Raw genomic sequence first — 26980 nt, forward strand, 5'->3', positions numbered from 1 at the left:
AAAACTCAGCCATTTTCCCGCTCTTTTTTCTTCATTTCGATACTTTTTGCTATATATATTAAAATATTTTACGAAATTCTCATTTATAACATGAGCCAAAAAGGACTATAAAAATAAAAAACTCTTCCAAAATTCCGCTCTTTTTATTATTTCACGCTACTTTCTAGTGATCTTGAGTCTATATGAGTCTATTTTTAATAGTGTTTCTCATTTTTTCAGCCAATTTCCCGCTCTTTTTTTTCTAAAAAAATTTTAATTAAGTTTTATAGTACAAAGAACCCTTGATACTCAAGGGTTCTTTGTAAATTCAGCCAAATCTCCGCTACTTATGTACATATCAAATCTCTATATACTTCAAGGGATTTCAGTTTTTTGAGCCAAATTTCCGCTCTTTTCTCATCTATTTACCGACTAAATCTGCAATGATATAATAACTTCTAGGTTAAGAAATCGACCAATTATTTCCTTTTACATAATTAAGTACTTTATAAAAATACATTAAACTTCAATATAGTGAATGATATAAAGATATTCGTCAGTGCATTGTCTCAAAAAGCGATTAATTTCGAATTTTCGCTGAATCCAATGCTGAATGTTTGAAACAATTTCTACCAAAAGAAAAGAACCCAACCTTTTAAAGTCTAAAAGTGTCGAGTTTGGCGACCTGCACTTATAAGACTTGGAGAGAAAAGTCGGGATCTTGGTTTTGCTTTATGAAACTGTGACTCAATTATATCACGGGTTGAATAAAAGAGAAAGCCGAGGCCCTTAATTTTTCTATGCCTTTTTGGGTTGGATTAAGGAGAGGCTATTTATGAAACACCACCCTGATTTATTCGATGCAAGAACCCTTCAAAATGATACTCGTCTTCTCTTTAAACTCAAACTACTCCTAGGAACAGTTTGTGCGTATGGAGGCGAAATCCCTCTTTCCAAATCAGAACTCGCTAAAAGAATGAAAACATCCGGATACCGGATCAATGTTCTCCTCCAAAAATTAGTTTGTGAAGGTATTGTTCATTCTGATGACAATGGCAAACTATTCTTTAATAAATTTATTTTTATTCAAGAGAAGGAGTCTACTAATAAAGAAGACTTATACTCCAAAAATTTCAACTTCTTCAATTCCGATGAATTTCTAAGTGAAGAACGCAATGTGCAGCGTCTTGTTCTCCATTATGTGGGTAAAGAGCTAGTTTATATCCCTGGGAATTTCAGATGGGGTTATATTAGTGATCTTTATGGTCCTTTAGGACTGTTAAATATACGTACTAGAAAAGAAGCTTTACGCATTTTAGAGAAAGCTTCCAAATACTTAAAAATGAAAATCTATAAAGATAACTTTCAAGTACTAAGCGTTCATCAGGAATGGTTAGATATGGGTGAAGTATATTCTGAAGGTGCTGAGCTGTGGGTTTTAAAACAGCTTAAAAAGCATCGTTTTTGCTGTGACTTTCTATCTCGTAAAGCAGTATGGCAAATAGCTAAAGTAATGGAAGATTACTATGCAAAATTTGGCTATGAGTATGCAACAGAAATTTTTGATACGGCTCTTTTCAATATTCAAAAAGACAAAATGCGTTCTCATCATTTTTTCAAGATGATTTATAAAGAAGAAAATGAGTTCACCATAAATGAAGAGAAAAATGAACTGGATGAAATAAGTGCTTACTTTCGGGCCGTTATGGAATCGGCTGAAATCAATTATGCAGTACAATTATCCATTGATTTAGAAGGAATCAACAATAAGAAAAAAGCAGCTGAAAGTAATCTATTTGAAGATGGTAAACTTTCACAAAAGAACAATGAAATTGTGGAAGAAGCTAGCAAGCAGCGTGAAAGCATTATCAGTAGACTTAATCATATTCACTATTGCTGGTTAAGTAGAGTTCATCAAGATCCTGAGTGGTTTATACAGAATTACTACCGAATTAAATCTCTTCCAGCGCCTATCTTAGAAATAAAACAAGAGATTGAAAGACTGATAGCGGCTAAAAATAAAAAAGACCGACGTTATGCTATATAGTTTTTAAAATCTTATCTAAGTAGGCTTTTTTCCTGTGTCTTTTTCTAGCTTCCTTGTTAAAAGCACACATACATTACGCAGTGGGATTCTACTACATAGAAGCGACTGCTTTTTGGTGTGTCGTTTTTTACTATCGCTATCCTACTTTATATGTTTAGCAAGATTAAGAGTAGCATCCAGAAGGGTAGGATACGATCTACTAGTAATTATTCTATCCAGTAAAAGGATTTTTTAATCATAATGTTGTGGATAACTATTTTTATATCGTGGCTATTTTAATTTTGTTTGTTCATTACTACTTCTTATACTGTTTATTACTAGACTATGATTATGAATAATCTGTTCATTCTTAGGGAATAAGCTTATTTCTATGTGTAAGCTTTTAATAGGGGAGTGTTTAAACAAAGTATCTTTCTTTTTCTCATTCTTCGGAATCGTAGGAACCCAGTCATACCAAGGGTTTTTTAGCAATTTTTTATGCTCTAAAAAGGTATTAACTAAATGTTTTGACTTATGATATTAAAGAAAGGTTTTAAGAAATGATTTTAATAAATGGTGTTGTAGAATAGTTTTAATGATGCTTATCTCCACCTATAAAAAATATATCTATAGGGAATTAAATAATAGAAGAGAGTAACAAAAACTTAGGAGGGAAGAATACCAAAAAAAGGGCTTAAGCTACTTACCTTAAGTGCCCAATAACCAAGTAGTTTCTTTAAACTTTAGCGCAGGAGTCAATTAAGATTCGCTTTATAGCTGATAGAACATGGCTTTACTCATTCTGTTTTTATCTTTGTTTATAAACGCCATAACGGCCTTACAATCACTATCAGAAGCTAGAAGAGAGCATTCTTTACTACTCTTTTCAAAACGATTAAAATACAAATGCTGTAGAGATCATCAGAAGATCGATAACATCAGGTAGCACCTATAATAGTAAACTCTTCTTCTGATACAAGTAAGTGAAGTTAGAAAGGCTGTCCGCAGAGTTCATTCACTAGCCATTCCGGCATATTTTCTTCCACTACATAAAATATAAGATCAAAAAACAATCCTCCCTTCATTAAAAGGAGGACCTTTTCAATATATTTTGAAGTATGTTAATTAGTATGAATCTAAAATTATTTATCTTTGTAGTGCTAATTCAATTTTTTCCTTTCCGGACTCCTATCCCTTACCTTTTCTATTTATGAATCAATTTGATTCATCTGGTTTAGTGAATTCAAGTTATGTTTTGCTGCTTCGAGAGTTTTTAACAATCACATTCCTAGATCTGGATGGAATGAAGTAAATCTTGTCAGATGTTTGTTCATTTTGGTTTAATTTTTCTTTCCTCGTATTTCTGCAGTTTACTTCTCTGCCTATAAAAAAATTTCCTCAATAACTTCGATGACCTGATGATTTAAATGAATCTCTTATGAATCTCTTGCATCCAACACAGTAGAGTAGTTACTCTTTGTTCCTATATTTAGTAGGGGTGTTTTTTGAGATGAAATCAGAGAATATTTTAAATAATTCTTCGCGCTGTTTTATAGTTAAATGTTCAATTCCAAAATACTTCTCCGCTAAAGCACCGGTCTGTATTAAACGATTTGCTCTTTGTTTTCTTTCTTTTTCAGAGCTTAACTTCATTAATCGGTGTTGTCTCTCTTTTAGCTGCTGGATTTTTAGATCGATGTCTGTTATGGGTGTCTTCTTTATTTCATCATGACTCATCCTAAGCACTCGTTGAACCTGCTTGGCTATAGATACTTTCGTCCGTCAATTCTTCTTTTAAACCTTTATTATTTCCTCCCATGTTCCTAAATGCGTTTTTAGCTTCAGATTGAAACTGATCTATCAATTTTTTTGCTTGCTCTATATCCTCTACTTCCCATGAATCCATTACATACTCCCCGATCTCTTTTTGGGCCTGCTCTATGATCTTCTTCTGTTTTTCTCTTAGTTCCTTGATTTGTTCTTCTAGTTTTTGTACTTGTCCTAACTTACTTTTCTTCGCCATTTTCATATCCTCCTCATGAGTAACAATCGATTTATTGATCCCTATTTTACTGGTAAAAGAGAAGGAAGTCTACTAATAAATGGTAATTTGTGATACGATAGGTCACAAGAGCGAAGCGAGAGTGCCCATTTATACCCCTGCGATGCAGGGAATGGGACTCGCCTTCTGCTCGTTCTCATTCACTAACCGTGAATGACTTTCCCTTAGGAAAGCAAGTTTACCTAACGGCAAATAACCCGTAGGGGCTTTTGGAAGGTGGTGAAGACATGGGTTACTTTTACTTTAGCTCACAGATCTTAAACCGAGCGAGTCATTCCGCTGTCGCGGCCGCAGCTTATCGCAGCGGAGAGACTCTCTATTCAGAGCGCGATGGATTGACTAAAAACTATGGTGAAAGAATTGTCCAGCCGCAGTGCTTTATTTTAAAACCAAAGCATGCTCCTGATTGGGTTATGGACCGGGAACGTCTATGGAACGAAGTTGAGAAAATTGAGAAACAAAAGAATGCACAAATGGTTAGGGAGATTCGCTTAGCCCTTCCTACTGTGTTAAGTGAGGAAGATCAAAAGGAGTTGCTTCTCGAATTTTGTAAAAAGAATTTTTCAGATGAAGGTATGGTAGCAGATATTGCAATTCATAGAGACAAAGAAAAGAATCCTCATGCCCATGTCATGCTTACTATGCGTCCTTTTAATGAAGATGGTTCTTGGGGGAACAAGCGTAAAAAGATTAACCAGGAAGTCGGTGGAGTGATCAAAAAGGTAAGTGTTCACCTTACAGATTGGAATGAGAAAGAAACGTTATCTCGCTGGCGTAAAAATTATGCAGAAATAATTAATGAGAAGCTGAACATACGTGGTATAGATGATCAGGTTTCTCATGAGAGTTATAAGAAGCAGGGCCTTAATCGGATTCCGGAGATAAGGCTGGAGAGAACAGCTTACCGTTATGAAATGCAGTTAAAAGATAAAGCAGCTAGGAACAAAACTCCATATGAACCTGCCACTTTTTACGGAAAAATCAATGAAGAAATAAGGCAGCTGAATGCACAACTCGGTAAACTAAGTGATGATAGAAGGAAACAAGTTATCTCGATTTCTGAGTACCAAAACGAAAAAACGCTTAAAGAACAAATCAAGCTGGTTCGCACAAGCAGACAGCTTAGTGTAGAAGAAAAATCAGCTTTACAGATGGTTGCCCAAAGATCTAAAAGCTATGTAGACTTCCGAATCGCTAAGCATATTAAAGATGAAATTGAACAAGGAAGCTGGAAGAAAAAAATTGAAAGTGATAGAGTGAAAATCCTCTCAGAAAAAAATCTCCTCAGTAAAGCGTACAAAGCGTTTCAGGAAGACCCAAAACAGGTACTGAAATTTGGCTTCACACCTACTCATTTTTTAGCTCAGATGAAAGATAAAGTTGCCAGCATAAAAATAATGGAACAAAAAAATAGTGAAGATCTTAGGAAATACAGCTTACTGCTAGATAAATCTGTAAAAGCATTAGAGGTGCAGCGAGAACTGACGGAAAAAGAATTTTTAGTTTTATATCAAATGAATTCCAAGATTTCTATAGATGAGATGTACTATGCAGTTCAGTATTTTAAGGATACTAGTCAGGTTTTAAACAAAGAAGAGATATCTAAGTATGCCAAATCTAAGGAAAAGGAGATTCATAAGAATGTACCTTCTCTTTCCGATCAAACTAAAAATATCTCAAAGAGTATTTTCATTTTAGATCGTGCAATTCAAAAACAAAGAAAAGTAATCTTAAACTCTCTACAAGAACAAAAGTATGATCTTGTTTATGAGGCTAATAAAAAAGTAGAGCAGTATAAAATCCAAAGAGCGAGACACGAAAAAGACCTAGCTGGTAATGTTGGGCTAATTAAAGTGGAGTTACAAAGTCATTATTCGGATTCCCTTGAATCAATTAAAAATGCTGAAGTGATATTGCAGCTTAAAGATCGGCATGAGAAGGGACTTAGTACAGGAAAAGTTGATCAAGATTTGCATCTTATTATCAGTAAATTTGAAAAGGAAAATGCGAATACTTCAGATCAAACCTTAACGCCAGAGAAACAAATAGAAAAAGCATATTCGCAACATATTGTTTCTGGATTACTTCAAGTTTTAGATCAGGTAGAGCGGGCAAACAAAAACAAAAAACGAGGAAAAGATCCTACGGAGAAAAAGCAACGCAGAAGGTATAGAGGTCAGCATTTGGATCATTAAGGGGGAATTATGGTATTTAAGAAAAAAGCATGGAAACCCATTTTTGTAAGTATTCTTTTAAGCCTACTATTTTCATATCTGCTCATGGTTGGCTTTTATTTCATTGGTCCAGGGGGGGATATTACAGAACTCATATTAGATCCATCTACCGTTATTCCATTTAGCTATACGCAGGGAAATTTGAAAGTAATATTCTCTTTTACACCGTTCATTATCTTAGGTGCGCTGCTTTACAGTATGAAGACGTCAATTTTAGTTCCAAAACTTATTGATGCCAGTGATTTTGGACTCCACGGGACATCGAAGTGGGGACAGCCATCTGATGTTATTAATGGAAAAACCTTCTCAAAAAGAAACTCATATCAGAGTGATCCAATGAGTGCGTTTAAGATGGAACCGGGAATTATTTTGGGTAAAGTCCCCAGTAAAAAAGAACTTATTATCATGCCCAAAGGGACCAATGTTGATAATCGTAACGTCCTTGTAATTGGTTCATCCGGTTCAGGGAAAGGGCAAGCGTATGTGTTTCCTAACATGCTAAATCATATAGATGAAACCATTATAGTAACAGACCCTAAAGGGGAAATTTATGAAGCTACCCACCAGCTCAAACGAGATCAAGGGTATAACGTATATCAAATCGACTTCGTAAACTTTTCTGAAAATGTAGGCTATAATCCGCTGGATTATGTAGAAGATGACGAGGATGCACGTGCCGTGGCAAATACGATCGCATCGAATGCGGTTGATGATGGTAAACGGGATTTTTGGAGTGAATCTGCTATCGCATATTTTGCAGCAATCATTCTGTACATCAAAACAGAATATGGTACTGAGGCAACAATGACTCATGTAGTGCATTTCACAGCGAAAGCTGGGAAGAACGAAGAATTCCTTGAACAGTTACTTGAAAATTTGCCAAAAGACCATCCAGCATATGACATGTTTACGCTTGCTAATATGAGCGCTGGGAATACCAGAACCGGGATAATGTCAACCTTGGCACAGCAGATCGGAATCTTTGCCATGCATAAGATAGCTAAATTTACAGCAAAAGGTGCATTTAACTTTAGGGATCTACAGCAGCAGAAGACGATTCTCTATATCAAAGTACGTATGAAGAGTAATCCATTTAAGCAGCTTACGGCTATTTTTATGGAACAGCTTATCGATACATTTTATAATATCGCAGACGAAAACCATTCACGGCTTCCGATTGATTCTATTTTTTTACTAGATGAATTTGCAAACATTGGGAGAATCAATGGGTATCCAAATATTCTGGCCACTTGCCGCGGACTCGGGATGTCATTGCACACTGTTATTCAAGATATTGGGCAATTAGAAGATAAACGCATGTATGGTCCAGACATGGCACGTTCTATTATTAACAACCATGACACTACGCTGTTTCTTCGCACCAAGGATACAAAGACTGCTAAGTATTTTAGTGATGTTGCGGGGGAGACAACGATTAAACATAGACAGAAAAGTACTTCATTTGGAGAAAAAAATGCATCAAAAAGTGTGTCAGAACAGTATGTAAAGCGGCCACTCATTACGCAAGGGGAGTTACTCAATGTAAATCCTGCAATATGCTATCTATTCGTTAATGGATATTTTCCTTTAAAACTAGAGAAATCTTATCAATTTAAAATATACGGCGAATTCTTATTTGGTAAGGATCGTAGGCCAAGTTATGAGCAGTTTTACAGAGAAAAATTCCTGAAAACATTTGGTAAGAGTCATAAGAAGGCAGATAAAGAAATTTCAGCAGCTTATACAGCTCAGAATACAGTTACAGAGATATTACAAGAAGATGGTTATGACCAAGAATTAGAGGCTCAAATGATGGCTCTAGAAGCTGAAATGGAAGTCCCACAAGAAGAAGAGCAGCATTATGTAGAAGAACTGGATGAGGGCGAGGAAATCTCAGAAGAAGAATTAAGCATGCTTTTAGGAAATGTTTCTGCAGAACCAGAGTTCAGGAATACGGAGGATCTTTGGAATGAAAATACCACTTCTGAACTGGATACTGACAGTGATGAAGAAGTTCAGGCTGCTTTTCGGGAGCTAGAAGAAGCATTAAGCAAAATTGATGATAGTGATCCTGATGCAGATGCTTTAATGGATGTACTTAACGAGCTAACAGTAGAAACAGCTCCAGATCAAGAAGATAATGGAGAAGGAGAAGAGCTTAAAAATACAGATGATGAAGATGATCTACCTATGTAATGAAAGGAGAGATACCGATGAAATGCATCTGCTTCTTATAACAGAGGATTTTGAATATAAGTACCACAGATAAAAGTATGAATCATAACAGAGAGGGGAAGCAGCATGTACTATCAATATTATGAGATCGTTGGTAGCGAAAAACCTATATATCTGGCTAAACCGGCTGGGTATCTAACCTATGAAGAAATTCCAAATGAAGATCTGCTGACCTATGAAGAAATCGCTTATCTCGAAAAAATAGAAAACGGGGTTAAATTATACGAACCTCTATACCTGAAAGAGGGTGAATAAAGTGCCTTTTCCTAAGTCTAAAGAGTATGAAGCGAAGATGGCTGAGGTACAAAAACAAGTGGACCAAGCCATAGATCGAATATTTAAAAATAATGAATTTCAGCATTTTCTAGAAGTAGCCTCTAAATTTCCGAAATATAGCTTAAATAACGTAGTGATGATATATTCTCAAAAACCCGATGCTACTATGGTGCAGGGATATAGAAGCTGGGAGGAGATGGGCAGACAGGTCCAGAAGGGGGAATCGGCTATTAAAATTTTTGCTCCTACATTTACGAAAATGGAGGTGACTAAAATAGATCCGGTTTCGCAGCGTCCGCAGCTTGATAACAAGGGAAAAGAGATTACGGAAAAGGTAGAGAAGATTACTGGTTTTAAGGGTGTGAATGTGTTTGACGTGAGCCAAACAAAGGGCAAGGAAATTGTTAATGTCCGGCAGTTCATTCGTGATGATGTCAAAGACAGTAATGGAGCAGCTAAAATGTACCTTCAGCTTTCAGAGCACCTTGGTAAGAAAATGGATATAAGGGAAATGGCTGATGATTTTAAAGAAAATCCTAACGCTCGAGGTTATTATGACCGGGCGAACCATGCAATCCGGATTAACCCTGCTATCCCTAATTCAACATTGAAATTCAAAACATTAGTTCATGAGTATGCGCATTCGCAGCTTCACCGAATGGACAGTCCGTTAAAAGACCTACCAAGGGGGCATAAGGAAGCACAGGCAGAAGCTACAGCGTTTATGGTTACAAAGTATTACGGTCTTGATACGGAGGCATATAGCGCCGGTTACATTGCAACATGGACCAAGGATATGAAGCTAGCAAAACAAGCACTTGGAGAGATACAGAAAACAGCAAATAATATCATCAGGGAGATCGACCATCTGGATAGAGAACATATTCAAGAAGTCATAAAAAAGCAAACTCTTGGAAGATCTATTTCTCCTGGACAACCAAATCCTAATATAGATGCTGCTAGAGAAGTGGCTGTAACACGCTTAGATAAAAGTGAAGAACAGCACTTAAAAGAGCAAGACAAATCCAGTACAGCAGAAAGCGAGAAGACGAGACCAGAATTAGAACGATAACTAAGGTGAAATTAGAATGAAAAAGACAACTCATGCATTTTATGAGTTGTCTTTTTCATTAATATCAACCGTAAATATTGACCGTTTTTGTTTGTTTTTATTGTGATTACTAATTCATTGTTTATATTGAATTAGTCTTTGCGCCTCACATGCTATAGCAGCAGTTTTCTCCCAAAGAATTAAGCTGTCCCACTGTTAAACCCTTTGGTATCAAGCAGTTTTAGTTTGATCCGTCCTTCCCTCAGTAATATCTAAAAGGCTTGATTTGATAATTGTAATCGATATCGATTATAATTATACTCAATATCGGGTAAAATTATCATTTGGAGGTGTTTCATTTTGTCAATTATTGAAAGCACACAGGAGAAAATTGTAGAGCTAGAGCGGGCTTTAGAGCAATTTTCACTAATAAAAGACACGTTGCCCTTAGATGTAAGATTCACCACTCAAAAACTTATAGATAATCAGCTTAAAGAATTAAAATATCGACTTGAAAAACTAACATCTTTACGATCGGATAAAAAGTGTACTGTTTGTGATCATTGGATACGTGAAAATGAAGAACCCATACATTTGTTTTACCAATACAATAACTCTGTCGAGCCAGCAAATGTTACTGTTTGTCCTTCTTGCATTGGTGCCATGAAAAAAGTAATGACGACAAATGAAGCGGAGAAGCTGTGGGGGCTAATACCAGGAACAATTAAACAAGATCGCAGGCTTGGTAACCTTCAGGAATTTGAAGAGGTAGGTTTGGTATATCATACGGGTCGTTACATCAAAATTCATGAGATCGTTATGAAGAGTTATTACGAGCCTAAAATACAAGAACGTCAAAGAAGAGAAAACCGTAAAATTAAAGATAGTCAAAAATCTGTTAAATAGGTAAATCTCTAAATCCCTGAAAGAAATATGGGTCCGCTGCTCATTAATTAGTTAGTTTTGTTAGGCCAGATGTGGGCATAGCTGCCTTCTGTAAATGATGTTGAGAAAAAGACAATGCAGATGTTACCTGTAGGTGAAATATATACAATAGGTGGAGTTTCTGTGGGAGAAGATAAACGATATGAGATATATAAGGTTACTGACCGGGAGTATAAGGTAAGTGTATATGAATTGATGATTCGCTTATATGTTGATTATGTTGAAAGCCCGGAAGAAGTCCTCCGTATTATTGAAACAAATTGAATTAGTGAGTCATCTAAATAATGGATATAGATAACATAATATGTCTAGATAATATGCTGCCTCGAATAGATAAACTATTGATAGTGAATATATTACCATTAAAAATCATTCCCGCAAGGGTGTATTTTTAATGTATCTGATTTCTTAGTAAGGAGTTCCATTCTTCGGTAAACCCCATGGATTTTGTGTCCACTTCATCTTCCAAGCAGTTATCAAAATTTCTATAGTCCACATCAAGGTATATTCACGGGTTATCTTTTTTGATCTTCTCCTTTTCTTCATGTTTTTGAAGAGCTGGATATAATGCCGAATGTGAAACCTCACTTTATACTGGCCGCCATAGTTTTTTCCTGTAGTGTGCAATGGCGAGTTCTCTTTGAGATTTATTAATACAAATTACAATGAATTTAGGTGGTACATTGGATTCTTATAAGTTATGTTCAACCTCATGACTTAAATTACCACAATTTATTGTAATGTAGTTTGATAACTGGGTTCAAAATGATATTTCTATGTAATCGATTATCTCCATAAGGAGATGACAAAATTGGTATCCAAATATGTAATGATTATAAATTTTATGAGGTTGTAATTTAAAGAAATATTATTTTGTTTAAAAAGTGAGACAGTAAATCTGTGATAGTTAGTTCTTTGGAGGATGACTGATCATCAATAATGAGACCTATATCAATGAGTATATCTAGTCACGAAAAGTAATCATTTTTTAGTATTCCTTCCTCTTTAACAATAAAAAAACTTCACATAAAATTCTCTCCCTGTTCCATTTGCCCGAAGCAACGTGCGAGCCAGATCTACTTATATTGGAAGATGTCCTACAACATTATCTGAATCGAAAAAGATATGTAAAGTCTCGAGTTATTAGCCCGTCACTAATAAAACTCGTAAAATTTAAAAAGCAAGGGCAACTAGGCGCCCTTGCTTTTTGTTTTCGTTTTTTTTCGTACTTTGAGATTATTTTTATGAGCAAAATCTAAAATTTCCTTTGATAATTGTTTGGCTTTTTCTTCATTCATCTTTATCTTCATTCTGCACTCTCCCACAAGCTTTTTACATATAGTATCTCCCCCTATATCTGGATATATACAGGCGTTCTAAAGGTCCCCTACCGCTGCATACAATACATTAACTTAGCAACATATCTACAGTGTTGCAGAGATAATGGAGAAAAGAGGAGATAAAATGTTTAAAGGGGAGACGATGAGAAAGGTAAGATCAGATAAAAAAAGAGCAATTGCTGCTCCAATTAGTCTGAGTGCATATGAGATTTTTTCAAAGCTTAGCTATGTTTGTGATACTCCCATCAAACTCATTGGAGAGTTTATCATTATAGAAGGATATAAATCTGCGTCTCTTATTGATGAACTGCAGCCATACTTCAAAAGAGATCTTCAGTATGAGAACAGATACATATTTGGAAACTCAGAGCGGGAATCATTTAAAATGAAACTCAATTCTAAGAAACGTCTATACATGAGATTCCTGGATCGGGACCATGAAAAGATGGCTTCTTTGGCTTATAGCTTAGATAGTTCCATCCAAGTGGCAGCATCTTTAATTTTGACAAAAGTTATTAATAGAGCAGATCTGATGTATCCTATTATGTCCAGGCTTATAAGAAATATACTGAGTGAAAAAGATGAGGCAAAACTTCGAGCAATTACTAAACATCTTAATTCAGTTAGTTCAGATGATCATATAACGATGACTGCGGTGCTTTCCTATTTATTAGAGAAGGGGATAAGGGAACAAAAACGCATTTTAAACATCTTGGAGGAAATAGATCGTTAATAGGAACTGTGAAGGGTCTAGGTTGGGTTAGTGAATTATATAACTCATGTAAGGATCAGGAAGGGGAGCTCTCTCGATATATGAGGTGTGATGTAAAGTTGCTTTAACACGTACGTTTACGTATACGTAAACGTACGTGTTAAAAATTACAATTTTCCCGCTACATAGGAGTTGAATCGGGGTAGATGAATTTAAAATTTTATAGCGGGTGCTCCTGGATTACTGGGAGGCTTTTTTTTGTCCTATGGTTGTAACTTATTCTCAATCAAGGCGAGTTCAGAGGAAGTTTCTGAATCCTGATGGGCATCCGTTTCTTAAAATGGTCAGCTTATGGAAGAATAGAGTATCTGTACAAGGTACTTACTCTACGTTTCTGTCCCTCGTTATACACCCGTTACCAGGGAGGATAGACTGCATCCAATCCGCTCCCATCAAGCATAAGGGCAGCATCATGATTCCGCTTTGGCTTCATCATCATGAAACGGGCCGATCCACAAACTAAGAAGGAAAGGAGAGAACCGCATACGTCGGTTCCTTTTTTAAACATTTTCTGTTGGCGATGCTCGCCACAAGGAATTTCTCTTAGCACAAGAGGGTAAAGACAATTCAATTCGAAATGATTTGTCCTTCCCGTATAGCCAACTGGTTTAGTACTATCTGTTGATTGATATCAAGGTATTTATTTTGCAATCTAAGTTTTTATATGATTCCTGAATAAGTAACTTTTTAACACAAAGTGCTACTTTAAAACTGGTGAACTGAAGATAAGTTAGTTGCGCAACAGATTGTACTTAATTACAGGTATTCTATTTTTTGACATACAACAAAACAAGAGTATACTATTGATTGAACAAGTGTTCAAAACAAATGTTCAAGAAGGTTCATTCAGAGTTATTTTTATAAAAGTCACACGAAATTATTTTGAATGGAGGAGGATGGATAAATAAGGTGAGACATTTAAATGAGAGCAATAATAATGATAGAAATAAGGACGTAAGAGAACAAATTTTACGGGCCGCAAAACATTTATTTGCTAAAAACGGCTATGAAGGAACAACCGTTAGACAGATCTGTACGGAGGCAAATGTTTCACTTGCTCTAGTGTCTTATCACTTTGGAGGCAAAGAGAATGTTTTCTTAGAGATATTCCATACAATCAGACAATTTTTTGGAAATATGAATTACGATTTATCAGATTCGTTGGGTGCACTTAAGAGTTTTTGTAAAGAGTTTGTTATCTTTAGAAATGAAGAACGTGAATTAGTTGGTATATTACAACAGGAGCTTGTAATGAATAGTCCAAGATTAGAGATGCTAACAGACGTATTTCTGCCTTCGTGGGAGCAGCTTCGATTAATTTTACAAGAATGTCAGGATAAAAAAACAATTAGTTTTCCTTCTATTGACGTAGCAGTTAATTTTATAATGGGAACCTTAATGTATTCTCTTGATATTGCATTTTTAAATCAGATTCATTCGAAAATATCTCCTGAACAGGTAGCAGATCTGGCAGTAGCTTTTATTTTCAATGGATTACAAGCAACTAAAATATAGAGAAGAGGTAAGAAAGATGAAAGCAGCGAAAATATATGGAGCAAAAGATATTCGAGTAGAAGAAGTAGAAATACCTGTCCTTGAAAAAGGCATGGTGAAAGTAAAAGTTGAATACGCTGGTATTTGTGGCAGTGATATGCATGAGTATTTAGCAGGTGTTTATGCTGCACGCACACAGCCTGTTTTAGGACATGAGTTTTCAGGCGTAATTGTAGAAGTAGGAGAAGGAGTAACAAATACGAAAGTAGGAGATCGAGTAGCCGTTGAACCTCTAATTCCTTGTGGAAGATGCGATAATTGTCAGAGTGGCTTTATGAATTTATGCACAATTCGCCAAGGGTATGGATATACAGTTTCAGGTGGTTTTGCCCAGTTTGCAGTAGTAAGGGAAGAGAATATCTTCCATTTACCGGATAATATGAGTCTAGAACTAGGTGCACTTGTGGAACCAACAGCTGTTGCGGTTCATGCTGTCCGTCAAAGTTCATTGAAACTTGGGGATTCAGCAGCAATATTTGGTGCTGGACCAATTGGATTATTATTGTTGCAAGCTGTAAAGGCAGCAGGAGCTAGTGAGATTTATGTAGTAGAAGTATCGGATGAACGTCGTCAGAGAGCTTTAGAACTAGGTGCTACATATGTTATTAATCCAATAGATATAGATGCAGTGGCATTTATCCGTGAAAAAACGAATGGCGGTGTAAATGTCGGTTATGATGCTGCAGGCGTTCAGGCAACATTTACAAGTGGAGTTAGTTCAGTTCGTCCTGGCGGTGAATTTAAGATTGTGAGTTTATGGGAAAAACCAATAAATTTTGATCCTAATATGATCGTTAGAACTGAGGCCAAAATCAGTGGATCTTATGCATATGTTCGCTTATTCCCTGAAGTTATTCGTCTACTTGCAAGTGGCATAATTGATGGTGATGCTGTTATTACGAGTACAATTGCATTAGATGATATTGTGGCTAAAGGTTTCGAAGTTTTAGCGAAAGATCGTCATCAATGTAAAATCTTAGTGGATATGAGTCTTTAAGAAGCCTGCCGTAAGCATATCAGGAAGATAAAATATTCTTTACCTCTATTTAAGTCTTTTCTAAGAAAAATATGTGACATTGTAATTGCTCTATATTACAAGAACTTTGGTATCTATGTTGCCAAAGTTCTTTTTTCGTTGGTCTAGAAAACATAAGAATATTAACTGAATTACCGTTCCAGTAAAATTTGATAATTTGGTTCGAAATGATATTTCTATGTTTTTTGGCCTTAATCTCTAAGTACGGGGAATATGGCGTAGATGCAAACGGTGATGGCAAAGCAGATATGTGGGATTTAGAAGATGCTATCTTTTCCGCAGCAAATTACTTGGGAAAGAGCGAAGCGGCTTCTGGTAACATTGAAAAAGCACTGTATCGATACAATCACAGCCAGGAATATGTATCAGAAGTAATGAAATACGCTACGCTTTACGTGACAGAAGGATACGATGCTATTATAATTCCGCAACCTGGTAAGGCTGGGTTTAGTCGTCCAGTCAACGGTGAAGTTACTTCCGGATTTGGCCACGTACCAGACTTTGCTTGTTCCTATGGACAACCGATACCTGCATCTAAAGCTGGAAAGGTGATTATGGCTGGCTGGCAAAATGCAAGCAATCCAAGTGAAGGATATGGTCAGTATGTACGTGTGGATCATGGGGGAGGCTATGTTACTATCTATGCGCATCTGTCTTCCATTAAAGCTCGTGCCGGGGATCAATTATCTGCAGGAACTGTGCTTGGTGGGTGTGGGTCAACCTGTAGTAGCACCGGGAACCATCTATATTTTGAAATCATTATCAATGGTGTAAAGGTAAATCCTTTGCTGTTTGTAGGGGAATAAGAAACGCTCTAAAAGAAAAAATCATTGTCGAATTGTATGAAATTTATAACTTAAAAGACCCTTTATCACTTCAACTGAGATAAGGGTCTTATTTTTGTTATAGAGTGACTGTCTCTTGACTGGTAAGATCAGTGATTTTTTCATTAACTGATTGAATGAAATTTCCGCTTGTAAATTCGAGGGGATTATCTAAGAATGTTACTGCGTCTAGCTCGCCTTGCGAGTTCAAATAATTAAGTATGAGATAGTAGTTGATTTTGGATTTGTTTTTCTTTCCTATACCACTCATTCCACCGACAATTGTTCCGAGACCTGGAACAAGGACGGTCCCGATCAGCGCTCTACCAACCACGCTTTTATTCTTTTCAATGATATCCTTTTCTGACTTCAGTACAGCAACGCGCATGTTATTGATAGGAATTTGATACTTTCGTGATCCTGACTCTATCTGGATACGATCAGGAAACTGAAGAATATTACAAGGGGCAAATTTCTCAATGCCTAGCCCTTCAATGTGTGCAGCTGATGTAAAAGATACTGCTCCTCGACCTTGCAAAGTGCTACGCTTTTTGCTCGCTAGTCTTGAGGTTACAACAATCATTGTAATGGCGAATATAAACAATAGACCAAAAATAACAAGTATAAACAAACAATTCACCCCTGCATATATGTTTTTATCTTTCACGATCCTAGCGGTTGTTTCCGTAATGGTATACAGTGAGAATGGCTCATTAGAATCTAAAAGATGGCATTATGGAATCTTTTCAGTATTTTTAGTACACAAGCATGAATTACTAAAGAGAAATGCATTGAGCTATCCCAAACTATATACTGAGTAATAACCAAAAGGGATCCTATTGTGTAGAGGCGACTTGTATCCCAAGCTTTATAATGTTCCCCAATTGTCATGACCATGTTTGAACAAGTTATTTTGAGTTAAGCATAGTAAGAGTCAACAGAGTGCTTCCTAGGATGCCTACTGTAATAGTAGCTAGACATAACCAATATATAGGCCAGGTTACAGTTGCCCAGAATACTCTTAATTGTAACATCGGATCTATTATTGATAGCCAGTCCGTTAAGAGATAAGTAACCTAATTCTACATACAGAAATGCAATACCTTATGCGATGAATCCTATGACGTAGATAAAACTAAGCCATCCGAATAACCTCATCGACGATCGATATCCCTCCAGTAATTATCCAAAAATACAACAAACATAATATGAGAACTCATATCTGTAAATATATTCTATTTATATAAAAAATTCCATTTATTTTTAAACTTCATGGTAGAATCAATTAGATGATAGGCTTTTCTCTTGATGAAAGTAGTTTTTTTGAATGTTTCTTTAATAAGAAAAGTAATTAACACAATAGAGAGTGAGAGCGTAAAAATGTATGTAATTAATTACAAAAATTAATAGAAAAGGGGCAATATTTAATGCTTATTCTTAATGGTGCATTGGCGAATGTTAATCATGAAGTATCTTCTGATGAATTGCTAGACTTTTTAAAGTGGAATTTACCTGAAGCTGATTTCTATAAGTTAAATCCTAAGCCTGGTAGCATTACGGCATCTGCATTTGATTGGCAAGCAATTATAAGTACTTCTTCATCAATTATCACGATCGCTGGAGTGCTTTGGACAGCATATAAAAAATTCATTGTACCGTTAAAGTCTAGAGGGAAAACTAATGCATTTTTATTGGTTACTATTAGGAATGAGAAGAAAGAATTCACTCAGTTTTCGATTGGAGTTGAGTATAAAAACGAACAAGAATTTATTACTGACTTTACAGAGAAAGTAGAGAGAATAAGGATAAATCCAAATACAAATGAGTTGGAAATTGAAACTAGAGAAATAAAAGAATCTTCCAGATGGAAGAATTACTGAGATATAGCAATGTATTTATTCATTCATTGGAGGAAAGGCCGTCTTGGTAGCTGGAAATAGTGTTCAAAGAAGTATTTCTGGGACATATCCGAATCACCTAATCTCAGCTCGGTCTTTAGGTGGCGACGTTATGAACACGCAACGTTATGTGAAATACTTGCAAACAATGGAGGCATAAAGATGATCGTTATCTTTGATACAATAAGTTCTAAAATACTTCCAGGAATATTAATAGCTATTGTAACCTCACTTATTACGGTTAAATTATCAATGAAGCAGTTTTATACTCAAAAATGGTGGGAAAGAAAGACAGATACTTATTCAAAAATAATTGAGGAATTATCCTATTTACAATATTATTTTGGCGAGCAATTTACTGAAGGTGTACAAATTAAGAAAATCAATAGTGATGTCAGTAATGAACTATGGAAGGATTTTAATAACTCAAAACAACAAATATTCAAAACTTATGCTTCAGGTGCATTTATAATTTCTGATAGATCGACGAAAGCGCTGGAGGATCTTATAAGAAATATCGAACAAGAGAGCAGTGATGGTGATTATGTTGGAGACTTTGATAGATGGTATGGTGCAGTCAAGGAATGTATTCAAATTATTAGAGATGAGGCTAAAAAAGATCTGAAAACGAAATAAAAATAATTATTGATATAATTCAACGTATGATCGAAAAGGGGATAAAAACCTCTATAAAATTCAACAAATATGATAAAATAACCAAAACAGACAAAATAAGGAGGGTATTATGAGTAAAACAAAAAATTCTGAAGCATTAAGAAATAAAAGATTTAATGGTAGTGAACCAAGAGATAGTGAGGACAAGCGAAATGAATTCCAGAGGGATTATGGAAGGTTAATTCATTCTCCGTCTTTTAGAAGATTACAAGGAAAATCACAAGTGTTTGGAGCAGGTTCAGGCGATTATTATAGAACACGATTAACTCATACATTAGAAGTTACTCAAATTGCAAGACAAATAGCAAACAGGTTAAATAAACCAGATTCTTATAAAATACATGATAACCCTGGTTTGAAGATTGATCCAATTGTTGTTGAGTGTGCAGCACTTGCTCATGACTTAGGTCATCCACCATTTGGACATAAAGGAGAGCATGATTTAAATGAATTCTTGGAAAAAAAATCAAGTGAAGAATTTTATGAAGGCAATGCTCAAAATTTCAGGATACTAATGCACCTTGAAGAAAGATATGGTGAATTTGATGGGTTAGATTTATCGCACGCAGTATTACTGGGAATTAATAAGTATCCATATCACATAAATAAGTCTAGTAACGATAAAGGTCTTTACACACTCGAATGGGAGAAGATTAATGAAGTTAGGAAAGAATGGGGAATTCCAGATGGCAGAGCAACTTTGGAAGCTCAACTTATGGATATATCAGATGACATTGCATACTCTACACATGATATTGAAGATGGTATGAAGGCAAAAAAAATTCGAGTTACCAATGAATTCTTAATGGAAACAGAATGGCTCGAAACCTCCTTAATTAGAGAGGTTAACAAGGATAAAGAAAAAGATCCGGATTTATGGAAAGGTATTACAATTAAAGACGAGATACATAAAGTAATGGAGAAATATATAAAAGTATGGAATGAGAAATTAAATGAATGTAATAAAAACGAATCTATAGCTCGTCAAGAGTTGAAAGGGCATTATGTAAATATTTTTGCGAATCGTGTGGGTGTAATTGAAGAAGTTGATTGGTACAAAATCACACTTGTGAAAGATGAAAATTCACTCGAAGAAGATTTAGAGTTAATGAGATTTATGATTATATTGAAAAAATTAGCATGGGTTACTTTAGTTGAAGATTTAAGAGTACAACGTCTCCAGAAAAGAGGAGAGAGAATAATAAACGGATTATTGGAGGTTTTTAGTGATCAAGAAGCTGCTCCAAAAATAATGCCTAGAGAATGGATGAATAAATGGGATAAAATGAAGCTATATAATATATCGTGGGAAAGATTTATTGTTGATTATATATCAGGTATGACAGATGCTTATGCAGATAATTTGTACGGAGAACTGTTTGGAAGTAGAATCGGAAATATTTATGGAGAATAAGGAAAGTCAATGAGCAACGAAAGGGATTTTTGTTGAAGAAGTATGTTTCTAAGAAAAAGTAATATCACTATCTAAATAATTCACAACCGGGCGCAATTCCGCAAGAATTGTGCTTTTCTTTATGAAAAGTGCAATATAAGTGGGCTCGTTGTAGCCCTCTCTATTATTTTGAAGCTTTTATACCATACATAAAGGTACACCATTATAGACGCTCGGCAAAGTAGTATAATTCAGTCTATATATTACGACATATAAACCTTTATAAACGTCTATAAAATTTTTGTTGTTTATAGACGTTTAGGGTTATAATGAAGGCAACAAGAGATATAGATTGGTGGTCGGGATACAATGGGAATTAATTTTGGGTACACTCGTGTGTCAACTAAAGAACAACACCTGGACAGACAGTATGAAGCATTGAAGCCATATGTAACGAATGATAAATACATATATAGTGATAAGGCATCAGGTAAGGATATGGAACGAGAAGGTTTTCAAAATATGCTGAAGGCTATGCGTAAAGGCGATACACTCTATATCAAGTCTGTAGATCGTTTAGGAAGAAACAAGGAACAGATCAAACAATATCTACAATACTTAAGGATGAAGGTATTCGTGTAAAGATTATTGATTTACCCACGACTATGCAGGACGTTCCCGAAGGTCAGGAGTGGGTGCTTGATATGATAAACAACATTATCATCGAGGTTTATACATCCATTGCACAGCAGGAACGTGAGACTCTTCTACAACGTCAAGCTGAAGGTATTGCGGTTGCTAAAGCTAAAGGTAAACACCTCGGAAGACCTAAGTTAGAACTACCTGAAGAGTGGGGTAAACTGTATAAGCAGTGGAAGGCAGGAAAGATTACAGCCGTAGCATTTATGGATATGGTCGATATGAAGAAGCCGACCTTTTATAAAAAGGTGAAGGAGTACGAAGCCACTTTGTAGGTATGTTAGCCATCAGCTATAGGGAAGTACATTTTAAGTATTCCAGCTTAAGGTTGGTATTCATCAATATACAAACTAAAACTGTTCTCTCACGTCCGTTTAAAACGATTTTTATTTTTATTTATGGATAACTGGTCACCAAAATGCTTCTAAATCGGTCCAAGTTATTTACATAAAAATTATTATTTCCAATATCACAAAAAAAAGCCCGAGGTTTTTCCTCAGGCTTTTTCAAACATATAGATATATATTCTAAATTGCACTGTAATTAAAAATATGATTATAAATAAGAATCAAGAAAATCACAAACAAGAAACTGTGGACTAAATATACATATCGCTTTATCTTTTTGTATATCTCTTTTTCTTGAAATAGTCTAAGTAAAGCAATCGTTAAGAGATTGATTACAATAAATATAATCAGTATTCCTACAGTTGAACTGATAAAAAGAAACAGTTGTTCATACACACTAATACTTCCAGGTGCTTGTGAACTTGCATCATTTCTAAATACATCAGTTATAAAACTTGATGCAATAACTGCAAACCAAGTTAAAACTGAGCTTACAATAAAATGTAAGACAACTGTTAGAAACATTTTCGTACCTCATTTCTCTATTTTATTTCCAACCATTCCAGGCTTCATTCCTATATGTACTGTTTATCCATGTTGGGAATTGAATAAGCGACCCATTATTAAGTCCGATGTTAAACGGTTCTGAATAATTATCGTATCCTCTAGCGAATGCTTTTCTACCTTGGCTATTATTTAACAAGTCCATTACACTTGGATTATCAAAATAATCGTTAAAGATACCCAAAGATGTCATGGCTCGATACCCAATATTATTAGCCATATAAGCAGCTGCGACATCCCCGTTAACCGCACCATCTTTTAAGAGATTCGCTCCAATCAATGCTAGCTCATGTATATCTCCAGCTGCTCTAGCAATACCAGTACCATAATCGTTTGCATTCATCCAATTCCATGCAAAATGGCGAAGTGTATCTGCAGCGTTGTCCCATGTTTTCAAAGCTCCGCTACTAGTGTACCATCCATTATTTTTTGCATATCGAGTTGCATGATCTCTAGCACCAGTAGCATTTGTATTAACTCCAGCAATTTGAGAAGGTGATAAAATACCTTTAGCTAGATGAAGTTGAGCCTCAATTATTTTAGAATCATACTTATCAAAATAATCGTCATAATTATAAGTGGAAATTTGTCTATCGCTTTGAGTAGCAAGTTTAACCTCTGGGTCATATGAAGCAACAAATTCAGTTACTCTTCTAGAGAGTTCTTCAGCTTCATCACTTGTTAATTTAGTTGACAATGTAGAAGAAGTAGAGTCTGAAGGTTGACTATTAAAAAAATTCTGCATATCTTTTTGTAATTGCATATTCTCTTCTGTATCCAGATATGAAAAGTCAGGCGCATATTTTCCTGTGATCGGATCTTTCTTATTATAATCCTCTTCTAAATATAACGGATTTTGTTCTGCTTCTACCTTTTGCTGTTCGACCCCTAATCCCCCTAATACTGTTGAAAAGGTAAGCAGAGCAATACCCATAAACTTGAAACTCTTTTTCATTATGTTCCTCCTTATTTTTGGAAAGGCAATTTTCACCAACTCGATTTATAATAAACCATATATTCCTAAAAGTTAAGACTTTTTTTAATATTTATTAATAATTAGTTTATTTTGTTTTATTAATATGTAATTACTTATATACAACAATTTAACTAATATTTAGTTTATATTGTGATAAACTTTGATGAATCTTCTGCAATAATTAATTCAATTATTACTACGTATCATTGGCTTATTTCTGTTAATTTCCTTTACTAATATAATATATAAATAGTTTGAAATATTAAAGAAGACATAAGCAAACTTAATAATATATAAGTAAAACTCATCGAGAATTATTAAGTTAAGAAAATTAATATATTAATTTTCTCTTTTCACTGCTACCCAAGGACGAATACCAACAATGCAATCTATTTTATTATCCCATCCAACTATTTTGGATCTAATTGCTTTACCAATTGAATTAAAACCGATCATCGACGAGCAGGAATGGCAAATGATTGGGGTTGATCTTTCAGAGTCATTACATGGCCATGTTAAAGTAACTCTGACGTTGTATGATCCACACGAATTTAAAGAGTTGATAGGACTCGTATCTGTAATTAACACGTACCGGAAGGAAATAAAATTCCATTATGACGATGACTGGGAATGGATTTCGTTCGATAGAATTGTATCGGTCCGTACATGAATTTAGGAATAACATAAATGAATAAATCAAGGGTGTTCCTGGTTATTGGGAGGCACCCTTTTTTAGTTTCTCTGGTTGTAGCCTAGGCTTGGTTTTAACCAAGCCTGGATTTAAGGAGGTATCTCAATCCGTTAAACTCTTAACAGAGAACCTTGGATAACAATTCAAGTTTTTATAGCGGGAATATGGAGTAGAAAAGCCTTACATTATCTTAATTTAGGACCACATTTTTATCTTCATGTGGTTTTTCAGGTTACGATACCAGAAATCATTCATCCCTAAAATATAAAAACAGAAAAGAGACTCTTAGGAGGCAACCATTTGTTGGACGATTTTTCCATTAAGCTAACGGGCAGGTTAGTTGAATAACTTAAAAGTATTAAAGATGACAGAAACTAACAAAGTAAGGTAGTTACATGAACTATTTATATGACAGACAGAGCAAAGAGATATCATCTACTATACGTGGCAATGCAACTACCCTAATGTTGTACAAGGTAGACAATACAGTTTTCACGATTTATCCATCTCAACGATACAGCCAAACCCAAGACACTTTTATAGAAGATAAAAATTATGTTTCATGATGCCATATCGTTGACAACAGTAATTATGAAGGATTGAAAAATAAAAATTTGCATAAAAGCCTAAAAATTGTAAAAATAAGTAAATAATAATAGGTGGTAATCCCTATGGAAAATATTATAATATAAACATAAAATTATAATATAAACCAATAGGAGGCGTAATGTTGAAGAATTATCTATTAAAAGGATTCATGGTTTTTGCAGCACTATTTATTTTATTAGGAATCATACCAGTGGGACAGAATCTAGTAAATGCTGATGGATTTGATACTCAAGTAAGCGAGCAATCAGAAGTAAAAACTCAGGTTGAGTCTATTGTTAGTGAAAAAGTAGATATTCAGCAAAATCAGGATAGTACTGACCTTAGAGAGTCAGAAGAATCAATTGATACTTATGCGGAGATTGGCCCTACATATCCGAATACTAGCGTATCAATGAGAATCGGAGACGTCCTTTATTCTACCAAAACACTAGGAGGTTCTTCTCAAATAGTTGGACACGTTGGTATAGTTAATTCAAATTTCAAGGTGGTTCATGTGACCCCAGTAGTAGATGGAGGAGTAGTTGATACTTTCACTACATATATGGGAAGACATGGTGTTGGTGAGACAATTAAAGTTTATAGACCACGCAATGGTATGGGCGTTGAGGCCGCTAAATGGGCAGTTTATAATTATTCTAAGGTAACAGATTATTTCATAAACCCGCTTGGTTTATTGGGAACTTTAAACCCCAACTATTGCTCAAAATTTATCTGGCAAGCCTTTTATTATGGCGAAGGCGTAGATATTTATAACAATGGAGCTGGTAATCCGAACAAACCTGGATTAGTTACACCTTCAATATTTACTACTTCAAACCAACTAACTTATACTACACAATTTAAAACTCAATAATAGAATGAAGCTGCCGGAGCAACATGGCGGCTTCTTTTATTAAGATAGGTCGTTTTGAACTAATTACTATTTTTCGGTATTATGTTAAAATCATTATAAATATTCCTAAATTTGCGTTTCTGAATTATACATCTATTAAGGGGGCAAATAATGCAAAAGAAGGTTTTGATAGTTTCTTTAGTTATTGTAGTAATGGTTGTTGGGGGTATATATTCAGGTCTGCAAATGAAATACAACAAGCTTGAAACAAGTCTCAAAGAACATTTAGTCAAAGTTGAAGGATACTCCGAGAATGACATAATCAGTATAAAAGCGAAGCTCAGTAAAATGCCAAAGTATCCAGTTTATGTTGAATTTGCCGATGATCCTGGCACTAAGTACGTTTTCTCAGACAGACAAGCTAATGAGTGGACTCAATTAGATCCTAAAACTCCACAAAGACTAAAAGAAAAGGAATAGCAGGTAGATGATTAAGGTCAGTAAAAACTGGCCTTTTTTTTCTTGAGCTAATTACAGCATACCTATCAAATAGCAAAGGTGCTCCTTATAAGTCATGGTAATCAAAGATATCTGGAGAGATTCAAAAGTAAAAAAAGACAAAAGAAATGTAGCATATCACCCAAGTTGTTCGTTGTGCTCTTGACGCTAGCCAGTTTATGGGCGTGAGAGATAGGGGGAAAATAAAGGATATTACTTCATCCGAGGGAGGCTCAGATTAATTGGATGTTCTTGCATACTCGCTGTATTCCCAGAAATCAATTTGAGACATATCTAAAAAAAGAGAATTTATCATTGCGGAACCGCTACTCTCCAGGTAAGCTTTCTTATTGGCAAGCCGGAGTTAGTCTCTTTTTTGCTTTTTCGCTTTATGAGTACATTGTCTTAAAAAGTATTCTGTACTTTGAACACTAGGCTCTAATTGATTAGACCTGCTGAAAGCTTGAGCTGCTTCCTCATACTGCTTTAAATGATAAAGAGCAAAGTCTACGCGATGATGCCATAGAGAATCCTGTTTGGCTACAGCGCTACTTCTTTCTTCTTTTGTCGGGTGACAAAAACATTGTAACATTAGAAGCCGCTAATTTGGTCATAACCCTGTCAAGTAGACACAACAAAAAAGACATCTTTACGCAGCAATCGTTTCCCGGTATTCCATTGGGGAACGGTTGTTTAATTTTTTCTGGAATTGATCCTGGTTATAAAACAAAATATACTCGCTCACTAGTTGTTCCACCTCTGCCTTGCTTGCTGCTTCATTCAAATAAATTTTCTCGGTCTTTAAATGAGAAAAGAAAGATTCTATGCAGACATTGTCTAGGCAGTTCCCACGTCTTGAATGGCTTCCCAACATGCCGAGTTGCTTCAGTTTGCGGTTAAATGGTTTTGAGGTGTACTGAAATCCTTGGTCAGAGTGCAGAATAGCACCACTGAGATCCGTGTTCCGGCACAATATATCAAGTGTTTCGTGAACTAAAGCGAGGTCATTTCGTTCCGAAAGATGCCAAGCTACAATTTCATTGTTAAATAGATCTTGAATAGCAGAAAGGTAGACGAAGGTTTCTCCAGTGCGAATATAAGTAATATCTGTGACTAGTTTGGTTCGTGGTGAATCCGCCTGAAACTTACGCTCAAGTCGATTGGGATTCACAACAGAAGCTTGACTACCAATGAACCGACGCTTCTTCCTAATGACGGAGCGGATCTCTAGTTTTTTCATCAACCGATATACTGTTTTATGGTTGATTCGATATCCTTCTCTCTGTAAAGCAACTGTCATTCGAAGATAACCATAGTAAGGATGAACTTGGTGGATGGCTAATAGATGTGATTCCAGTTCTTTTTCCTTTTGCTCACGCTCTTTTGTCGTCTGTTGAGTTTTTCTCCACTTGTAATAGCCAGACCGGGAAACTTCGGCTAACTTCAAGAGCCACGTAAGAGGAT

General features: G+C 35.4%; 23 protein-coding genes and 1 pseudogene. 18 read left to right on the forward strand and 6 right to left on the reverse strand.

The genetic code is table 11. The features are described from left to right. Positions 1 to 814 precede the first annotated feature (814 nt). A complete protein-coding gene (locus H9647_RS20680) occupies positions 815 to 2026 on the forward strand; it encodes a hypothetical protein (RefSeq protein WP_191803596.1) in 1212 nt (403 codons plus the stop codon). A 1449-nt stretch (positions 2027 to 3475) separates the two neighbouring features. On the opposite strand, the gene H9647_RS20685 is transcribed toward H9647_RS20680, so the two are convergent. Both H9647_RS20685 and H9647_RS20690 read right to left on the reverse strand, forming a co-directional pair. After that, entirely contained in the window at positions 3476 to 3742 is a 267-nt protein-coding gene (locus H9647_RS20685) for a hypothetical protein (RefSeq protein WP_191803598.1), read from the reverse strand. Position 3743: 1 nt separating this feature from the next. Beyond that, positions 3744 to 4028 (reverse strand): hypothetical protein, encoded by a 285-nt coding sequence (locus H9647_RS20690; RefSeq protein WP_191803600.1) that lies wholly within the window; start codon positions 4026 to 4028, stop codon positions 3744 to 3746. Positions 4029 to 4294: 266 nt separating this feature from the next. Between H9647_RS20690 and mobQ the strand changes: the two genes are divergently transcribed. From mobQ to H9647_RS20725, 7 genes are all read left to right on the forward strand, one after another. Next, complete coding sequence (mobQ, locus tag H9647_RS20695) at positions 4295 to 6262, forward strand: MobQ family relaxase (RefSeq protein WP_191803602.1); 1968 nt, start codon at positions 4295 to 4297, stop codon at positions 6260 to 6262. 9 nt (positions 6263 to 6271) lie between these two features. Beyond that, the gene (locus tag H9647_RS20700) at positions 6272 to 8497 is read left to right on the forward strand and encodes a VirD4-like conjugal transfer protein, CD1115 family (protein WP_191803604.1); all 2226 of its coding nucleotides are present in this window, start codon (positions 6272 to 6274) and stop codon (positions 8495 to 8497) included. Between the two features lie 105 nt (positions 8498 to 8602). After that, positions 8603 to 8791 carry a hypothetical protein gene (locus H9647_RS20705; protein ID WP_160036882.1) on the forward strand — a complete coding sequence of 63 codons (189 nt, stop codon included), beginning with the start codon at positions 8603 to 8605 and terminating at the stop codon, positions 8789 to 8791. A gap of 1 nt (position 8792) precedes the next feature. After that, on the forward strand, positions 8793 to 9884 hold the full coding sequence (locus H9647_RS20710; RefSeq protein ID WP_191803606.1) for an ArdC-like ssDNA-binding domain-containing protein: 1092 nt from the start codon (positions 8793 to 8795) through the stop codon (positions 9882 to 9884). 339 nt (positions 9885 to 10223) lie between these two features. Further along, complete coding sequence (locus tag H9647_RS20715) at positions 10224 to 10769, forward strand: hypothetical protein (RefSeq protein WP_191803608.1); 546 nt, start codon at positions 10224 to 10226, stop codon at positions 10767 to 10769. Between the two features lie 162 nt (positions 10770 to 10931). Next, entirely contained in the window at positions 10932 to 11072 is a 141-nt protein-coding gene (locus tag H9647_RS20720; RefSeq protein WP_225229451.1) for a hypothetical protein, read from the forward strand. A 1218-nt stretch (positions 11073 to 12290) separates the two neighbouring features. After that, the gene (locus tag H9647_RS20725; RefSeq protein ID WP_191803612.1) at positions 12291 to 12881 is read left to right on the forward strand and encodes a hypothetical protein; all 591 of its coding nucleotides are present in this window, start codon (positions 12291 to 12293) and stop codon (positions 12879 to 12881) included. A gap of 394 nt (positions 12882 to 13275) precedes the next feature. Here H9647_RS20725 and H9647_RS20730 read toward each other — a convergent pair whose 3' ends face one another. Then, positions 13276 to 13428: a hypothetical protein gene (locus H9647_RS20730; RefSeq protein WP_191803614.1), complete on the reverse strand. Its 153-nt coding sequence runs from the start codon at positions 13426 to 13428 to the stop codon at positions 13276 to 13278. A gap of 401 nt (positions 13429 to 13829) precedes the next feature. Between H9647_RS20730 and H9647_RS20735 the strand changes: the two genes are divergently transcribed. From H9647_RS20735 to H9647_RS20745, 3 genes are all read left to right on the forward strand, one after another. Further along, a complete protein-coding gene (locus H9647_RS20735) occupies positions 13830 to 14435 on the forward strand; it encodes a TetR/AcrR family transcriptional regulator (RefSeq protein WP_318245346.1) in 606 nt (201 codons plus the stop codon). Positions 14436 to 14451: 16 nt separating this feature from the next. Then, on the forward strand, positions 14452 to 15471 hold the full coding sequence (locus H9647_RS20740) for a 2,3-butanediol dehydrogenase (RefSeq protein WP_191803647.1): 1020 nt from the start codon (positions 14452 to 14454) through the stop codon (positions 15469 to 15471). A gap of 224 nt (positions 15472 to 15695) precedes the next feature. After that, a complete protein-coding gene (locus H9647_RS20745; RefSeq protein ID WP_225229453.1) occupies positions 15696 to 16316 on the forward strand; it encodes a M23 family metallopeptidase in 621 nt (206 codons plus the stop codon). 97 nt (positions 16317 to 16413) lie between these two features. On the opposite strand, the gene H9647_RS20750 is transcribed toward H9647_RS20745, so the two are convergent. Continuing rightward, positions 16414 to 16965: a hypothetical protein gene (locus H9647_RS20750; RefSeq protein WP_191803617.1), complete on the reverse strand. Its 552-nt coding sequence runs from the start codon at positions 16963 to 16965 to the stop codon at positions 16414 to 16416. 796 nt (positions 16966 to 17761) lie between these two features. Here H9647_RS20750 and H9647_RS20755 point away from each other — a divergent pair. The 4 genes and pseudogenes from H9647_RS20755 (at position 17762) to H9647_RS20770 (ending at position 21274) form a co-directional block, all read left to right on the forward strand. After that, positions 17762 to 18214, forward strand: a complete 453-nt coding sequence (locus H9647_RS20755; RefSeq protein WP_191803619.1) for a hypothetical protein — start codon at positions 17762 to 17764, stop codon at positions 18212 to 18214. A gap of 180 nt (positions 18215 to 18394) precedes the next feature. Beyond that, a complete protein-coding gene (locus H9647_RS20760) occupies positions 18395 to 18868 on the forward strand; it encodes a hypothetical protein (protein WP_191803621.1) in 474 nt (157 codons plus the stop codon). Between the two features lie 109 nt (positions 18869 to 18977). Beyond that, positions 18978 to 20321, forward strand: coding sequence for a deoxyguanosinetriphosphate triphosphohydrolase family protein (locus tag H9647_RS20765; RefSeq protein ID WP_191803623.1), 1344 nt, complete (start codon positions 18978 to 18980; stop codon positions 20319 to 20321). 348 nt (positions 20322 to 20669) lie between these two features. Continuing rightward, positions 20670 to 21274: pseudogene (locus H9647_RS20770) on the forward strand (recombinase family protein). 619 nt (positions 21275 to 21893) lie between these two features. On the opposite strand, the gene H9647_RS20775 reads toward H9647_RS20770, so the two are convergent. Next, positions 21894 to 22865, reverse strand: coding sequence for a hypothetical protein (locus H9647_RS20775; RefSeq protein ID WP_191803625.1), 972 nt, complete (start codon positions 22863 to 22865; stop codon positions 21894 to 21896). 403 nt (positions 22866 to 23268) lie between these two features. Here H9647_RS20775 and H9647_RS20780 point away from each other — a divergent pair, with 403 nt between their 5' ends. From H9647_RS20780 to H9647_RS20790, 3 genes are all read left to right on the forward strand, one after another. Beyond that, the gene (locus H9647_RS20780) at positions 23269 to 23556 is read left to right on the forward strand and encodes a YolD-like family protein (RefSeq protein ID WP_191803627.1); all 288 of its coding nucleotides are present in this window, start codon (positions 23269 to 23271) and stop codon (positions 23554 to 23556) included. Positions 23557 to 24304: 748 nt separating this feature from the next. Next, complete coding sequence (locus H9647_RS20785) at positions 24305 to 25039, forward strand: hypothetical protein (protein WP_191803629.1); 735 nt, start codon at positions 24305 to 24307, stop codon at positions 25037 to 25039. Between the two features lie 150 nt (positions 25040 to 25189). Further along, the gene (locus H9647_RS20790; protein ID WP_191803631.1) at positions 25190 to 25498 is read left to right on the forward strand and encodes a DUF3139 domain-containing protein; all 309 of its coding nucleotides are present in this window, start codon (positions 25190 to 25192) and stop codon (positions 25496 to 25498) included. A 667-nt stretch (positions 25499 to 26165) separates the two neighbouring features. Here H9647_RS20790 and H9647_RS20795 read toward each other — a convergent pair. Further along, positions 26166 to 26980: IS3 family transposase (locus H9647_RS20795; protein ID WP_191803633.1), on the reverse strand; the 815-nt coding region annotated here is incomplete at its 5' end.

The organism is Paenibacillus gallinarum (genome assembly GCF_014836635.1).
Lineage (GTDB): Bacteria > Bacillota > Bacilli > Paenibacillales > Paenibacillaceae > Paenibacillus > Paenibacillus gallinarum.